The sequence below is a fragment of the Pedobacter sp. UYEF25 genome (assembly GCF_054061655.1).
In genome coordinates this window covers 1-15,606 of the sequence record NZ_JBSSEL010000028.1, presented here as the reverse complement: position 1 = coordinate 15,606, position 15,606 = coordinate 1, and the positions used below count along the sequence as shown (strand labels likewise).

Sequence of the window (15,606 nt, the reverse complement as noted above, 5' to 3'; positions counted from 1 at the left end):
AATCATCCACTTACATTTTATAACATAAGGTCGTCTCTTTTGAGACGGCCTTTTTAATTTTTAAAAAATGCTCGTAAAAAATATAGAGTCAAAAATAAGACTAGCAACCATCATTGCAATAGGCAGTTTAATTACGGCGATAATAATTAGTTTGATTGTTAGCGCATATGCTTATAAACAGATTGCAATCGCTAGACGTAGCATATATATACTAGATAATAATATCCCAATATTAGCTAAGCAGACAGATGTAAACATAAATCGTCCGGCAGAGTATAAAGCGGATATAGATTTGTTTCACTCAATCTTCTTTTCTCTTACACCAGACGATAAATATATTGAATACCAAATGAAAAAGGCCATGTATTTGGTAGATGAAAGTGGAGTGCAACAGTACAATAACCTAAAAGAAAAAGGGTATTTCACTTCAATACTGTCTTCAAGTTCGGTTTTAACAATGCAAACGGATTCTATTTATTTAAATATGCCCAAAAAATATTTTAGATATTACGGTAAACAGAAGATTGATCGAAGGAGTTCAACAGTGCTACGTTCTTTGATAACAGAGGGGTATTTAAAAGATATACCGCGTTCTGAAAATAATCCTCACGGCGTTTTAATAATCAATTGGAAAACATTAGAAAATAGAGACTTAGAAAATGTTCAAAAAAATTCATTCTAACCGAAATTCAAACGATACTGTTTTCACTGAACTGAAAAAGGAATTTTCGCCCTACGTTTATCTATTTGGGAAAAAAGTAAACAATATTCTAACGAGATATCCGAAATCGATTTTTGGGATAATGGTTGGTTTGATATTAGCCTCTTTTATCCTCTCGTTAACTATTTTTAATGTTGATGGAAAGATAGAACCTCCCAAAAAAGTGTTAGTTAACGCCACGCATACCACCCCTCCTAAATTTAATATTTCTGCTGATGATGGGCTTAACTCAATTATTGAAACGACCGGAAATCTTAAAGAGACTATAAAATTGAAGCAACAAATTAATAGCATAATCGCCAAAAAGGAGTTGACCAAACAAGATAGTATAGTATTGCAACGAGATCTAAATCAGTTGCAAGAAATGAATAGACAAATTAATCCCAATAAGTGATGAAGATAGATTTTAAACGACCTGAGTACGTGATACCATTATTGGTATTGCCATTTTTATGCCTTTTTTTCTATGTATATAGAAGTAGTGCTAAAACGACTGTAGTTGAAAAAAACGAAGCCGAAATGCAAAACAATGTAGCTGAGGTTTCTGATGTAGTAAAGAAGTCAGAATTGACTAACAAGTTAGATGCTTATCGCGATCAATATAAACAAGCAGACGGTTATTCTGCAATTAATTCATTAGACGAAGAAAAAAGCCAAGATGCAAGATATGGTAATGGATACTCTGATAGAGAGAAACAGATGCTTGATTCTATCGACCAAGCCATGAACGGAAAATATAATAGAGTGAGTGCAAATATTGGACGCAATAAAGACTATTTACCCTATTCAGGTGATTCCCAATATAAAAGAAGTGCAGATAACAGACTATCACAAGAGGACAAAGCTCTTGCAGCGGCTCTCTCAAATTTATCCAGCGGAGGAACTCAAAATCGGAATGCCTATAGTAAACGAAAAAATACCGATGCTTCTATTGAAGAGCCAGATCCGATGGAGACATTTAAAAAGCAAATGTCATACATGGACAGTATGGGGAAGGCTTCAGATCCAGAATATAAAGCAGAAATGGAACGGCAATTGGCCATGAAGAAAGCCGATGAAATTCGTAGTTCACAAATTAGACTTGAAGTTACCAAACCCGATAGATCGGCTGAGATTTTCAATACTCTTTATGCTCATAAACATAAAGAATTTATAAAAGCTATTGTAGATGAGAATGTAACTGGATACGCAGGCTCACGCATTCGAATAAGACTTTTAGAAGATGTGAAAGCGGGGAACAAATTAATTAAACGTGGGAGCTACTTGTACGCAGAAGTATCTGGCTTTTCAGATCAACGAGTTAACCTAACCATTCAATCTATCTTATCAGACGATAATATTTTACCGGTTAAATTAGATATATATGATTTAGACGGTCTGCCAGGTTTATACGTTCCAGCGTCTGCATTTCGAGAATTTTCAAAAAACCTTGGTAGTAATTCAATGCAAGGCTTTAACATGCAGAACTCTTCTCAAAATCAACAGCAATTTATGATGAGCGCATTAGATAAAGTCTTTCAATCTACCTCGACAGCAATTGCCAGCCTTATCCGTAAAAATAAAGCTAAAATCAAATACAATACCTACATCTATTTAATAGACACCGAAGAGCTTCAAAACGCTCAAAAGAATTACTAACCATGAAAAATATTTTTTATTTGGCCTCCGTTATTTTCATAACGGCCACAACAAGTTTTGCCCAAAAATCTCAACAAGCAGAGGGGGGTAACAAGACAGATTTACCCATCGTTTATTTGAACGATAATATTTCGGTCCATTTTATCTCGCCCGAGCCTATTCAATATGTAGATATTTCCAATAAACGAATATTTGGGGATTTGCCTGTTAAGAATATTCTTAGAATAAAGCACATCGATTCCTTAAAAAAGGCAGCCTATGGCTATTCGGATAATGCAATTATAACTATTGTAGGCGAAAAATTTATTGCACAATATAGTGTGATTTACGATCCTTCCACGTCTGATAACTTGTTGAAGACAAATATTGATGTTCTACCAAATGATATGAAAGCATTAAATATCCCAGGTATAACGATGTCAGAAAGAGAAATGAGAAGCTATGCTTTGGAAGTTATAAAACGGAAACCAAAAATATTTTCAATAAGTGCAAACGCCTATGGGATTAAGACCACGGTGAACAATATTTACACCCTTGACGATTATGTTTTCTTGGATATTTCTTTTAAAAACAAAACAAACCTCAAATATGACATAGATGAAGTTAGGTTTAAAATTGAAGACAAGAAAATTGTTAAAGCTACCAATGTTCAATCACTTGAAATCAAACCAGACTTCATTTTGAACGATTCAAAATCCTTTAAGTCTTATTTCAGAAATGTATACGTGTTTAAAAAATTCACGTTTCCCGGCAACAAAGTTCTAAGTGTAGAGATGAACGAAAAGCAAATATCTGGCAGGACGATAACTTTGCTAATGCATTATTCTGATTTACTTAACGCCGATGTGATAGAATGATAACAAATTGATGAATGTTTGAATATAAGTATTGACAAGTTCGATCAGGCATTTAAAGAGTTGTTAATTAAAACCTTCTAATTGACTTAACTAAAGCAAACTTAATTTTCGAATTTTTCAAATGGAGGAAACCAAGGAAATACAAAAGCTTCATGGATTTTTGCAATCTGCCATTTATATGATGGTTATTTTCGAGTTCATAATTTTTGTATACATCAATGCGCCTTTCTGGGGTGTATTCGTTCATGCCCTATATCGTGTAGAGAAGATCCCTATTTACAACTCTTTAATGGTTAGTAAACTATGTACTTTGACACTTATCTGTTTGGTTAGTATTGGCACATTAGCAAAAAAGAAACTCGATTTAGATCCAAAAACCCAAATTGTCTATCCGCTTTGTATTGGTCTTATTTTATTTTTTGGCAGCATCTATTTCTACAATAAGCAATCTTCATATGTATTTAAATATACCAGCTGGTTTAACCTTTGCTACATGCTTTGCTCTTTTTTTGGAGCATTGGTAGTAAGTGTTGCGATGGACAATGTTTCTAAATTGATACGCTCTGGGTTAGGTAAAGACAAGTGGAATGTAGAAGGCGAAAGCTTTATGCAACAAACCAAGAAGATAGTTACGCCATATTCTGTCAATATCCCCACGTTATTTTATTACAAAAAGAAAGTTTGGAACGGATGGATAAATTTTGTCAATCCATTTCGTGCAACGATGGTTATTGGCACACCCGGCTCTGGAAAGTCTTTCTCGATAGTAAATCCATTTATAAGACAAATGATTGCCAAGGAGTTTTGTATCTGCCTATACGATTTCAAATTCCCGGATCTAGGCCAAATTGCCTATTACCACTATCTCTTGGCCAAGCAGAATAAATTGCTTAAAAACTTCGATTTCCATGTCATCAATTTAAATGAGGTAGAAAAAAGTAAACGAATTAACCCACTAAGAGCCGATTATATTCAGTCGTTGGCAGATGCTTCTGAAACTGCGGAAGCTTTGGTAGAGTCTTTAAAAAAGGGAGATAAGTCTGGCGGTAGCGATGCTTTTTTTACGCAATCTGCTGTGAATTTTTTAGCTTCATCCATTTACTTTTTAAGTAAATATAAGGATGGAAAGTATTCAAGCTTACCGCATATCTTAGGTTTTTTAAATCGATCTTATGAGGAAATCTTTACCACGCTTTTTACAGATCCTGAGTTGGTTTCTTTATTGTCGCCTTTTATGAGTGCGTTTAAGGCGAAAGCCTTTGATCAGTTGGAAGGACAAGTTGGTACGCTAAAGATTTTTATTAGCCGATTGGCTACAAAAGAGACTTATTGGGTGTTTTCCGGAAATGATTTTAATCTGAAAATTTCTGATAAGGAGCACCCCGGGATACTTGTTTTGGCAAATGATCCAAATACCCAAAACATTAATTCAGCTTGCTATTCTGTGGTGCTGAACCGCCTAACTAGGTTAATTAATTCGAAGGGAAATTTACCCTCTGCCATTATTATTGATGAGATCCCTACGCTATTCGTACATAAAGTCGAGAATTTGATTGCCACAGCTCGAAGCAATAAAGTGGCAGTGTTGATGGGCTTACAAGAATTGCCCCAGTTTCAACAACAATATGGTAAAAATGCAGCTGCTACTATTCAATCTGTGGTTGGAAATGTTGTATCGGGTTCCGTAAGAAATAAAGAAACTTTGGATTGGCTAGAGCGACTTTTCGGAAAATCTAAACAGATCGGCGAAAGTCTTTCTATCGATAGAAATAAAACCTCAACGTCTATCAACGAAAAGTTAGAAATTCTGATTCCGGCAGGTAAAATTGCTTCCTTAAATGCCGGTGAAATGGTTGGTGTAATTGCTGCAGATGTAACCGAAGGATATACCGGTCAGTTTGAAACGTCTGCTATCAATTGTAAAATCAACCTTGATATAAAACAGATACAGGAAGAAGAAAAAAATTATCGCTCACTTCCAATATTTTATGATTTCAACGGAAAAAAAGATGAAACACTTAGAAGGAATTTCCTCAAAATCAATAAGGAGATTGAAGATTTGGTTGCCGATCATCTTTAGCTTTTATGCTACCGCCGTTAATGCACAAGGATTTAATTCAATTATTCAACTTAACAACATCCAAACAATCAACATTACTAAAAGAGCCGAAATAACGTTAAAGGACTCTATTAAACGGAAAGCTCAACCATTGTTGGAAGAATCAAAAGACAGCAGTAGCAGTTACGATGTTTTAAAGTTGTTAAAAACAGTGCGATTACCTCTTTTACGCATTTATCTAACATCTGGATTTGGATTACGAACACATCCCGTAACAAAGGAGAAAAATAAATTTCACTCTGGTATTGACCTTAGTGCTCGAAATGATACCGTTTATTCCATACTGCATGGCATCGTAAGTGAGGTTGGCTACAATAGCATTGTTGGAAATTTTATTAGGATAGCACATGCGAATTACTCAAGCATTTATGGACATCTTTCCTTACAGTTTGTTGAGGCTGGTCAATTTGTCGCTCCAGGAAGTCCGCTGGGAATTACGGGGAAAACGGGTCGTGTAACAGGTGAACACCTACATTTCTCGATTAAATATAAGAATAAATTTATCGACCCGCTACCATTCCTGTATCAGATTATGAATCTAAATGGCAACATGCTTTACTATACACTACTAAATTAGAAATATGACCAATATAGAAAACAGGCTCAAAGAGAAGTTACGATTGGTGTCTGATAGAGACATTACGCTCGATATTTCTGAAATCGATATCTACAGCATTAGTACATCCGATATTCTGTCGATAGAAGATCAAATGATAGAAAGTGAGGGCGATGATGGAGACTAAGAAAGCATTATTTGAACTTGTAGCAGAAAGATTGATAGACCAACTAAAAAAAGGTACTTCTCCATTTCAGCAACCATGGACCGAGCACAGTAGTGCTAACTTTAATTTGCCCTATAATCCAACGACAAATAAAGCATACCGGGGAATGAATACCCTTTGGCTTTCTATGCAAAAGATGCAAGATCCTCGGTGGCTTACGTTTAAGCAAGCCGAAGGTAAAAATTGGAAAGTTATAAAGGGAGCAAAAGGAACTCAAATCAATTTTGTTAAAACCCACGATCTAAAAAAGGTATTGGACAAAAAGGGAAAACCGGTTTTGGATCATTTAGGTAAACCTAAAAAAATTGTCGTTTGGCTATCTAGACCGGTAATAACCTGTGCTTGGGTATTTAATGCCTCGCAAATTGATGGCATTCCGACTCTACAGCAAGAAAGGAAAGATGAGCCAAGTCAACAATGGACGAATATAGAGAGAGCAGAAATTATAGTTGCAAATACAAATGCTGATTTAAGGCATGGCGGAAATAAAGCTTATTATGTGCCAAGCAGGGATTATATACAAATGCCCGAGAAACATCAGTTTGATAGTGGTGCTAAATATTATGCTACGCTCCTGCACGAACTAGGGCATTGGACAGGTCATGCTGACCGATTAAATAGAGACTTAAAAGGAACGTTCGGTACTGAAGAATATGCACGGGAGGAATTAAGAGCTGAGATTGCTTCTCTAATGATTGGCAGCGAACTAAATATCGGCCATAATTTTGGGCAGCATGCCGCATATGTGGATAGCTGGGTGAGAATTTTGCAGGACGATTCTTTTGAAATCCATAAGGCATCTTCCGATGCGCAAAAAATCACGGACAAGATTTTATCATTTGAGCAAAAAAGAGAAATTGAACAGGAAATTGATGTAAAAAAACCAGAAACCTCCCTTTTAATTAATGACGTTGTTGATTACAAAAGTGCTTCGTTCAAAGTAATTAGTTCCTTTCGTAATCGAATGCTATCCATGGAAGATTTAACTACAGGTAATAGGTTCAAACTTTCCCATGATGATGGCCTGTATAAGTCTTTAGTTCAAGCAAAACAGCAGGAATTAAGGACTCAGCATCAGATGGAAGAATTAAGCAATCCACTTCAAAAAACAAATAAACGATAAACTTAAGGATTATGTTACGAGAAATTTTTAAACAAAAAGACCTTCCAATAAATGTTTTGGCTAAAATTGGATTGGTAAATAAAGGAAACATTGTAATGGATATGGATGATTTACATGCACTTCTATCTGGTAAAAGAACGGATATGATTAGTCTAAAAAATCTTTCTGCAGGTAGCTTAAACATAGACCAACTCGATGCAAAAATATCTTTGAAACCTAATGCTAAGGGTAAGTTAGATTTGCTAATCCATCCCATTTATAGGGAACCCAATTATCCTCCTTTTCTAACGAATCTTGAAGCGCAAAATCTGGAAAGTGGAGAAAAGGTTAATCTTTATAAGACTACGCTTGATGAAGCGGGTAATAAAAAGGAAATATTGGTAGAATTTGATAGAGATACTAAAGAATTCATACTCACAGATACCCAAAAAATCACTGTGCCAGATATGGTGAATAATGAAAAGTTAACCGCAGAACAAAAGGATCGATATAAAAAAGGAAAAGAGGTAGAGCTTCAGGATGGAGCTGTTTTTCAAATGAGTAATGTTGATAGAAGAGGAATTGTCTCAAGTAAAAGTGCGCTAATTGTTTCTCTATTGTTAGATGGTGGGATTTCTTATTTATTGATGAATGGTTTAAACGCTCTAATCGGCAAAGAGCGCGATGAATTGAAGTCTAAAGATTATGGAAAGGGATACGAACAAGCTTTTAGAGATATGAAATCTCAATCTATGAAAGATAAAATGATAGACAAAAACCCTGATACCGAGCGGGTAAAAAGCAATGAGTATTTTCGCGGCTACAATCGATCAGGAACTTCAAGATAATGTTACCATACCCTTTCCTAACTAAACTTGGAGTAAAAGAGTGTGTTCAAGAATTTTTCGCAGAAAGTTACCAAATCGACAAAATCGGTAGTCTGATTTTTCATTATGACCAAAACAACATCGAGCATTTTGGTCTAGCCTTTCATCTAGTACCCAATAGCAACAATAGTTGGTTGTGCGGAAATATCCGCCTAGCGAAACAGATTTTCATCTGTTCATCTGCGATGGAAGCAATTAGTTTTTCTTCAATAAACTTACATAAATTTCAAAGTTTAGAAAGTTTGCTTTTTATTGCTGTTGGAAACAAAATATCGCATGAGCAAATAAACTGGATTAAGTCGAGATTAACTGGTAGACGTATTGGATTAATATTTTCTAATGATGTCTTAGGGCAAATTTCTGATGTTAAAATAGCTTTAGCACTTTCAAATTTAGGTGCCAGGATATCAATTATCGATGAACGCATTATGGTCAAGTTCAAGGAGAAAACCTTTTTCCTTAATCAATCAAATTTTAGCTATTCAGCTTTTTGTAAGGCTACAAATTTTAGATCCCATATTCGGACTTTTAAGTCTAAATCGCATGTTTCTTTTTTGGAGCAGCTCGTTTCAAACTAGCTGAAGAGATTAGAGCTAAATTCTATAATTCATTCCGAATGTGAGTTCAAAGAAAGCATGTTAGAACAACACTACTATAGTTGGCTTTGGGCATCCGAGCGGGCTATCCATCTCTATCTTTTTGCCTGCCCTTACACCTAGGTGAGCAAAAAGGATAAAAATTTCTATCCCTGATGTAAAACCTATCCAAATCGAAAAAGTAAAATAAATCAAATATTAATCTACAAAAGTTATGAATGAAAAAAATTTAGAGTACCTAGAAAACAATCTAAAGTATCTTGGTTTTGGAGGTAAGCTTAATGAAAGCTTAAAAGAGTCCATGTTGAAGGGAAATACCGGTTTTAAGTTAACAACAGATACCTCAATACCATCGTCAACTCAAAAAGATAATGTTAAAATTAACGATAACATTGCCTATGAATTGAATTTCTCCAAGGGTAAAGAAGGCGATGTGTTTTTTCTAAATAATTATACAGCTGAACTTAAAACAGCCGGAGAGAAGGATGCTGTTGCTCAAACCTTCTATGTAAATAAAGGTAAGGGTGTAACCGCAAAAGAAGCCTATAACTTATTGTCTGGTCGGGCGGTAAACAAAGATATTATTCTTAAAAGTGGGGAAAAAGCAAATGTTTGGTTGAAGCTGGATTTGCAGGCAGAAAAAGTTAAAGACAATCACTTGGTAAAATCATTTAATGAGAATTACGGTTTTGATTTGAACCAAACTTTAGAAAACTCGACGATTAAAGGTCTAGACAATCAAGAAATTAAAGAGAGACTAATTAAGTCGTTAGAAAAGGGAAACCAAACTGAAGTTAATTTTTTAAGAAATGGCTTAGAAATTAAGGGCTTTGTTTCTGCAAACCCACAATATAAATCATTAGACTTTGCCGATGCCAACCTAAAAGCAATTTTTAGCAAAGAGGTAACTGCAAAAGCAAATGAAGCTTTACAGAAACAAGACGACTCAATTAAGGATTTAAAACAGGGCGATCCTGTAGAAGTACCCCCTACTCAAAAGAAGGGAAGAGGTAGGTAACTAACCTAATTATACCGTTAGGTTTTATGAAGTACGGGGCAAAATAGTTGTCCCGTTTTATTTTATTTCTTTCCAAAGAATCTAAAACAACAAATTTTACCACGTGATTATTTTGACTATTAATCTTGCATAAATAATTAAGACTATGGAATCAGAACGTTATATAATAGAAATAGAATGTTTTGGAAATTTTGCTGTGGAAAGCAACGATATATTCTATGCATTGGACACGCTAAAAAATGAATTAAGTCCAAACATTCACTTTTAAATTCTTTCAGCTTATGTAATTAAAGGGGAAGATTTCCTGATAGATATAACAGATTACCTTATCTCGAAATAGCTATCAAACTAACAAATCTTAATTTATTGCTTTAGCACCAAAAAATGGTATCCACGTTCCGGTAAACCTACACCGGGAACCATTTTTTTTATCCGTGGCACAAAACCGGCATAAAACAAGATTTGTTCCAAGAGCAACAATCTATCATCAAAACCGCACGCAATATTCCTTTCCTTTGATGAAAGAACGTTGCGGCCTACCCGCGATTTGTCTATGATCTTGGCTCTGAAATGCAACTGATTTGAAGAACGCAATCCGAAATCAATTAATTTTTTATAATCTTTTGCTGACTATAGAAAAATGCTTAACCGTTCCGAAGACAATAATCTAAAACTAGCTTATGAACTAGTTTTTAGATAATTGCTGTTAATACAGATTAATCAATTCATCAACCTAGTTTCTATTCCGATTATTCATGAGTTGATTTCGCATGTATTCTTGAAACAAACGCTCTCGACCCTTCCTATTAGCCGATTCCTTTTCTCGTCGCGCTACTCCCCAAATAAATAAGGCCCAAATACCGAAAGCTATTCCAAACAAAGGAGATGGATTTTTTGCCCCCAAAGCTCCAAACATAGCGCCGGTTGAAATGAAGCAGGTAACAACTAAATAGAATGCAGTTTTCATACTTAAATATACGATTTTTCGTAGAGATAAACAGTGGCTATTTGATAATTTCATTGATCTCCCAACCAATAATAATCTAATTGTTGTGGGAAAGTGATTTCTTTTTTTTTAGACATTTGTGATTGGATTTTTATTGTTTTTGGCGATGAGATATATCAATTTGCAAATCTCTAACAATATAAGTTGATTTATTAGTCCTAATCTCAAAAAAAACCGGTTTTATGAGAGTTTAGATTGTTTTTAAATGATAGCCATTGTTGAAAAATACTTTAATTTATTTGCGAACTTTCAATCAGTTCTAAATTGCAATTCACAACTATGCGTTTCCTCAGCAATTTGCTCTTTACAAACGACATAGGCTGAATAAGCTTGCTATCTAGCCGTATGTATCCGGATATAACCGCTTATAAACGGATAAGTCCGACTAACTGTTTCTTAGCTTTTACTTTAGGTTAAAACCTATTTATGATGGCTATCAATAAACATATCAGAAATCGACTTTCAAGGCAGAAAGGTTTACAGATACACCTTTTTTAAAAACCCCCTTCTATTCAAATGGCTATTGAAATTTTCATTTTTTCATTATGATGCATGCTGTAAGTTGCTTTATACTGAGGCAACAGAAGATATTCTAGAGACAATTGTTGCTGCTTCACAAGGGAAACTTACCATTAACAGAAGTCAACTCCATACACAATATGTGAGAAAAGCGCAACAATATCCTAAATCCAGTGCCAACCATTTTGAAATCCCAAAGTACAATTATAAGAAGCTAAAAATATTCGTTAAAACTGCGATTATTGAGGATGTGAACTATTATTTATTGGCCACCGAACAGATTAATGTGTGCAAAGCTATACTTGCAAAGCTCGACTTTGTAAAGTACAACAGAAAACTTTCGGTTTTTTTGATCCCTTACCAAGAAAAGTATCTGTTAAAATTATTGCAGACCGTTAAGGGAAAGATATTTATCTCTTTTCACCAACATGTAAAAATCAACAGCCTTTATCTCTACTCTGTTATCTGGAGCCAAAGTTATGCTACAGATATATCGGTTCCTGATGCGTACCTTATACACTTAAAGGCAAGCAATTACAGTTTGAATACCATCCAGAACTATTATGTCTCTTTCTTCAATTTTAAATACTATTGTCATAGCCTAAAAAAAGAGATAGATCAGCTGACTGCCGATGAGGTGAATGCGCTTGTAATCCGTTTAGGTATGCAGAACAATCTGGGAACAAGCAGCTCTCATGCTTTGATCAATGCGGTGCTCTATTATTACAGACACATATTGGGATTGGGTACTTATAAAAATCAGATTATCAGGCCACAGAAAGAAAGGGTTTTACCGAAAGTATTGGATTCTTCGGTTATAGCATCGATTATAAGGAGCTGTGAAAACTTGAAACATAAAACCATGCTCAGTCTCATTTATGGATGTGGGCTGAGGGCAGGAGAAGTGATCAGTCTAAAAATTGAAGATATAGATAGTAAACGTATGCTCGTTTCAATCTGTAAGGCAAAGGGAAGTAAAGACCGTATGGTCATGTTATCGGTAAAGCTTTTGGCACAGCTGAAATTATATTATGCTGCATATAGACCGACCAACTATCTTTTTGAGGGACAGTATGGAGATAAATATTCGGTAAGTTCGCTCAGACAGGTATTGGGAAACGCGTGTAAAAAGGCCGGTTTGAAACAAAAGCCAACGCTGCACTGGCTCAGGCACTCATTTGCCACGCATCTGTTGGAAGCCGGAACAGACATTAGGTATATCCAACAACTGTTGGGGCACAGCAGTACGAAAACAACCGAGATTTATACCTATGTAAGTACAAAGCAAATAAGTTTGATAAAAAGCCCATTAGATAGTTTGAATATTTGAAATGTTATGATAAATTTGGTTAGCTTAAATGAAATATATACGCTATACCATAGCGCATGTTTACTAGTTGGCAGCAAGGCTAAACGACCGCATAACCCGACACTTTAAAAAATTCATCGGTGGACTACCCACTGATAATTCACTATTTGGTGGAAGCAACCATATTTAAATAGACAAATACCTATCGACAACCATTCGCGGGACAGTCCTTCACTAACTTATGGAAAATTATCACAACTATACAATTATTCAGGCTTACAATCAATGGCTTCATTTCCGGCTACAAAATTGTCAAAAATGGCTACATCAATCTTTGTTCTTTGATTCAATTTTGCACTAACGAAAAAATAAGTATAATGAAAACAGTATTGGTTACAGGGGCTTCTTCAGGAATAGGAAAAGCAACCGCAGTTTTATTGGCACAGAACGGTTACAATGTTTATGGTGCTGCACGGAGAACAGAGAAAATGCAGGAGTTAAAAAACTTTGGCATTAAGCCGATTTCATTAGACGTGACGAAAGAAGAAAGCCTTATTGGGTGTGTTGAACAAATTTTGAAAGAGGCAGGCAGTATAGACATCGTAATAAACAATGCAGGTTCTAGTAATTTTGGTGCGTTGGAAGATGTACCTATTGCTGATGCAAAATATCAATTAGAATTAAATCTCTTTGGTGCGGCTCGGTTGATACAATTGGTGCTTCCGGCTATGCGAAAAAACAACTACGGAAAAATTGTAAATATTTCATCTGTCAACGGCAAGTTTAGTCTTGCAATGAGTGGTTGGTACAGTGCAAGTAAATTTGCGGTAGAGGCATTAAGTGATGCGCTGCGCAATGAAGTGAAACAATTTGGCATTGACGTAATTGTAATTGAACCGGGCGGTACTAAAACGGAAATAGCAGCAATATCAAGTGAATACCTGATGCGTGTTTCCGGTAAAACAGTGTACAAGGAATTGGCAAGAAAGGTGAATAACAGCTTTTATAGCCCGGAAAAAGTAAAAGGTTATCCTGAACCAATTTCGATTGCTAAACTCATCAAACAAGGCATAGAAGCGACCAATCCTAAAACAAGATATGTAGGCGGCGCTATGATGAAGTTTGTCCTGTTTTTAAGAAAACTATTAAGCGATAAGATATTTGACAAAATGATGAATAGTCAACTAAAATAAATTTGCACCGTTGTTTATGATCAATTTAAAACCAATCAGAATAAAATCGATTAGTGAGTTCCATCGGTTAAGAGGCTTATCCAAGCCCGAACACCCTTTGATCAGCGTAGTAATAATGGACGACGCCCACTTGCCCGACTACAGCGCTATTAATGCCGTGTTTGATTTTTATCTTATTGTGTTGAAACGTATGAATGGCATAAAGTACAAATACGGGCAACAGCTTTACGATTTTGACGATGATGGTGTATTATTTTTTATGTCGCCTAACCAGGTTTTAAAATTTGAAAGTAATGAAGAAGAAAATCCTGAAAAACCTTCAGGTTGGATGTTACTCATTCACCCCGATTTTATTTGGAACACGACGCTTGCAAAAACAATTAAACAATACGAATTTTTTGATTACTCTGTAAATGAGGCATTATTCCTTTCTGAGAAAGAAGAAGCAACATTAAATGGCATTGTCCAAAATATAAAACAAGAGTACGATTCTAACATTGATAATTTCAGCCAAAACATCATTATTGCGCATTTAGAAACATTGCTAAGTTATTCCGAGCGTTTTTATCAACGTCAATTCCTTACACGCAAGAAAGCCAATCATAGAATTTTGGAAAGATTGGAAAAATTGCTTGCAGATTATTTCAATAATGATGATTTGATTTCAAAAGGGTTGCCAACCGTTCAGTTTATCTCTGAAAAAATAAATGTATCGGTAAGCTATTTAAGCCGTTTGCTTAAAACGCTGACGGGGCAAAGCACACAGCAACACATTCACGACAAACTAATTGAAAAAGCGAAAGAAAAATTATCTACCACCCAACTTTCCATAAGCGAAATCGCTTACGAATTGGGCTTTGAACATTCGCAATCCTTCAGTAAACTTTTCAAGACAAAAACAAAAATTTCGCCATTAGAATTTAGACAGTCGTTTAATTGATCGACGAAACACCATGGCGGACAAAAGCCCGTGCTGCCAACATCGGTTTGGCGATATGGCGGGTTTAGTGATAAGTTCAAGTTCAGTTCTTCCATTGAACTTTAGTGCAAAATTGAACATTTGCGCTTCGATTTCCGCCACATCGCCAAGCCGAGAAACGTTACCAGCAATATTACCTAATAAGCGCAAATGATTAATTTAACTGAACGACTTCTGATTTCTAACTTAAAACTTATAGAAAAAAAGGTTTCTCAACTTGAATTAATAAATATTGACAATTCTAAATGGACAAAAACCTACTTCGACAAAAATGAAAACGAAAAATGGTTAAGTTATTATGTTGACAGCTATCAACATGGAGGTGGTTACAATATACTCGGAAAACTCCCAATTCCGACCTGTGACGAATTAATTGAAATCGCATTAAATACCGAACATGATGATGAATTATTTGCTTCATGTAGAACTTTAGTTGAAAATGAAACTAATGAAGACTTTAGATTGACCTTAATTAACAAACTCGAACTGCATAAAGACAAAAGACGACAACTAAAAATAATTGAACTTACAGGGCTTAATTCTGAACTAAATCTCAAAGAAACTTTAGGAAAGACAATTGAACAAATAAAAAAGGACAGTAAATATTTTTGGTTAATTTCAGAACGAGCTAAAAAACTAGTAAATAATTGAATAAAAATACTGCTGGTAACAGCAAATTTGCGTAAAAATGGCTGACAGTGGTTCTGTTAATTCATCAGTTATTTACCTAATTTAGTGCGGTGCCACAATGGTTCTGCAAGTAATGCCATTTCTGCGCAAATTTTCAAAACGTGTGTGTCTTGAACAGATTGCGGAAGCAGTTTGATGCTTTAAAAAGAGATGAGAGTAGGCCTCTCGGTGGCGACTTTCAGGAGTAGCT

At 35.3% G+C, this 15,606-nt stretch carries 17 protein-coding genes; 16 read left to right on the top strand and 1 reads right to left on the bottom strand.

What is annotated here, in order from left to right:
- Positions 1-67: 67 nt before the first annotated feature.
- The 12 genes from traK to ACVWYG_RS18020 all read left to right on the top strand — a co-directional run bounded on the left by traK (position 68) and on the right by ACVWYG_RS18020 (position 9,988).
- Positions 68-682 (top strand): conjugative transposon protein TraK, encoded by a 615-nt coding sequence (traK, locus tag ACVWYG_RS18075; RefSeq protein WP_457272266.1) that lies wholly within the window; start codon positions 68-70, stop codon positions 680-682.
- On the top strand, positions 660-1,115 hold the full coding sequence (locus ACVWYG_RS18070) for a hypothetical protein (RefSeq protein WP_457272264.1): 456 nt from the start codon (positions 660-662) through the stop codon (positions 1,113-1,115). Before traK ends, ACVWYG_RS18070 begins: the two co-directional genes overlap by 23 nt.
- Complete coding sequence (gene traM, locus ACVWYG_RS18065; RefSeq protein ID WP_457272263.1) at positions 1,115-2,359, top strand: conjugative transposon protein TraM; 1,245 nt, start codon at positions 1,115-1,117, stop codon at positions 2,357-2,359. The genes ACVWYG_RS18070 and traM overlap by 1 nt, the downstream gene beginning before the upstream one ends.
- A gap of 2 nt (positions 2,360-2,361) precedes the next feature.
- A complete protein-coding gene (gene traN / locus ACVWYG_RS18060; protein ID WP_457272261.1) occupies positions 2,362-3,216 on the top strand; it encodes a conjugative transposon protein TraN in 855 nt (284 codons plus the stop codon).
- A 121-nt stretch (positions 3,217-3,337) separates the two neighbouring features.
- On the top strand, positions 3,338-5,296 hold the full coding sequence (locus ACVWYG_RS18055) for a type IV secretory system conjugative DNA transfer family protein (RefSeq protein WP_457272259.1): 1,959 nt from the start codon (positions 3,338-3,340) through the stop codon (positions 5,294-5,296).
- Complete coding sequence (locus ACVWYG_RS18050; RefSeq protein WP_457272257.1) at positions 5,226-5,912, top strand: M23 family metallopeptidase; 687 nt, start codon at positions 5,226-5,228, stop codon at positions 5,910-5,912. The genes ACVWYG_RS18055 and ACVWYG_RS18050 overlap by 71 nt, the downstream gene beginning before the upstream one ends.
- Before the next feature lie 4 nt (positions 5,913-5,916).
- Positions 5,917-6,078, top strand: coding sequence for a hypothetical protein (locus ACVWYG_RS18045; protein ID WP_457272255.1), 162 nt, complete (start codon positions 5,917-5,919; stop codon positions 6,076-6,078).
- Positions 6,065-7,240, top strand: coding sequence for an ArdC family protein (locus ACVWYG_RS18040; RefSeq protein WP_457272253.1), 1,176 nt, complete (start codon positions 6,065-6,067; stop codon positions 7,238-7,240). The genes ACVWYG_RS18045 and ACVWYG_RS18040 overlap by 14 nt, the downstream gene beginning before the upstream one ends.
- A gap of 11 nt (positions 7,241-7,251) precedes the next feature.
- A complete protein-coding gene (locus ACVWYG_RS18035) occupies positions 7,252-8,067 on the top strand; it encodes a DUF4099 domain-containing protein (RefSeq protein ID WP_457272251.1) in 816 nt (271 codons plus the stop codon).
- A gap of 224 nt (positions 8,068-8,291) precedes the next feature.
- Complete coding sequence (locus ACVWYG_RS18030) at positions 8,292-8,684, top strand: hypothetical protein (RefSeq protein WP_457272249.1); 393 nt, start codon at positions 8,292-8,294, stop codon at positions 8,682-8,684.
- Between the two features lie 232 nt (positions 8,685-8,916).
- On the top strand, positions 8,917-9,720 hold the full coding sequence (locus ACVWYG_RS18025) for a hypothetical protein (protein ID WP_457272247.1): 804 nt from the start codon (positions 8,917-8,919) through the stop codon (positions 9,718-9,720).
- Positions 9,721-9,865: 145 nt separating this feature from the next.
- Entirely contained in the window at positions 9,866-9,988 is a 123-nt protein-coding gene (locus ACVWYG_RS18020; protein ID WP_457272245.1) for a hypothetical protein, read from the top strand.
- 465 nt (positions 9,989-10,453) lie between these two features.
- Here ACVWYG_RS18020 and ACVWYG_RS18015 read toward each other — a convergent pair whose 3' ends face one another.
- Complete coding sequence (locus tag ACVWYG_RS18015; RefSeq protein ID WP_457272244.1) at positions 10,454-10,687, bottom strand: hypothetical protein; 234 nt, start codon at positions 10,685-10,687, stop codon at positions 10,454-10,456.
- 562 nt (positions 10,688-11,249) lie between these two features.
- Here ACVWYG_RS18015 and ACVWYG_RS18010 point away from each other — a divergent pair.
- The 4 genes from ACVWYG_RS18010 (at position 11,250) to ACVWYG_RS17995 (ending at position 15,377) form a co-directional block, all read left to right on the top strand.
- Entirely contained in the window at positions 11,250-12,575 is a 1,326-nt protein-coding gene (locus tag ACVWYG_RS18010) for a tyrosine-type recombinase/integrase (RefSeq protein ID WP_457272242.1), read from the top strand.
- Positions 12,576-12,931: 356 nt separating this feature from the next.
- A complete protein-coding gene (locus ACVWYG_RS18005) occupies positions 12,932-13,747 on the top strand; it encodes an oxidoreductase (RefSeq protein ID WP_457272240.1) in 816 nt (271 codons plus the stop codon).
- Positions 13,748-13,763: 16 nt separating this feature from the next.
- On the top strand, positions 13,764-14,687 hold the full coding sequence (locus ACVWYG_RS18000) for a helix-turn-helix domain-containing protein (RefSeq protein ID WP_457272239.1): 924 nt from the start codon (positions 13,764-13,766) through the stop codon (positions 14,685-14,687).
- A gap of 189 nt (positions 14,688-14,876) precedes the next feature.
- Positions 14,877-15,377 (top strand): hypothetical protein, encoded by a 501-nt coding sequence (locus ACVWYG_RS17995; protein WP_457272237.1) that lies wholly within the window; start codon positions 14,877-14,879, stop codon positions 15,375-15,377.
- Positions 15,378-15,606 lie beyond the last annotated feature (229 nt).